The 565-nt window shown below is 55.9% G+C and carries 1 protein-coding gene; it reads right to left on the bottom strand.

The window, feature by feature from the left end:
* Positions 1-520: lysoplasmalogenase (locus K5E19_RS23580; protein ID WP_221553352.1), on the bottom strand; the 520-nt coding region annotated here is incomplete at its 3' end.
* Between the last annotated feature and the right edge of the window lie 45 nt (positions 521-565).

Genomic DNA, 565 nt, shown 5'->3' with positions numbered 1-565 from the left:
CAATATTCCCAATCAGCAGCAGGGCGGCACCAAAGAACGCCGACATTGCAGGTGACGTTGGGCGGAAGAACCACAGTTCACCGGCCAGCCAGACCATCACCAGCGTCATGGCGATAAATGTACAGACCGGCCAGCGCATCTCTTCCAGCCGTGTCCAGATCACTGCCACCAGCAGCGCGCCCATGACCAGTAAGATCAGCGGCAGCGGCCAGAAGAAGGAGAGGGTCATCTGGCTGGCGAAGTAGATGGTATAGAGCAGATGGGAAAGGAAAAATGCCCCGATGGCATACAGCAAACGCTGGCGCGGCAGCAGGGTAAGCGCGTCACCAATCAGCGAGGCGCACAGACCCGCGAGTACCAGATAGCTCACGGCGTTGAACATCGGCGCCTGCCAGGCGAGCAGCAGCAGGAGCAGTAGGGTCACCGGTTTAAACAGCCAGCGCTGCCACGTTGGACCGCGATACGACGCATCGACATAAAGCCATGCGGAAGAACAGACAGCGATAAATGACCAAAGCATATTAACTCCCTGTATCTGTTATTTTTGAATCATACATTCTGATTC

This window comes from Enterobacter sp. RIT637 (assembly GCF_019718755.1).
Taxonomy (GTDB): Bacteria; Pseudomonadota; Gammaproteobacteria; order Enterobacterales; family Enterobacteriaceae; genus Enterobacter.
This window is presented reverse-complemented; position numbering and strand designations above follow the sequence as displayed.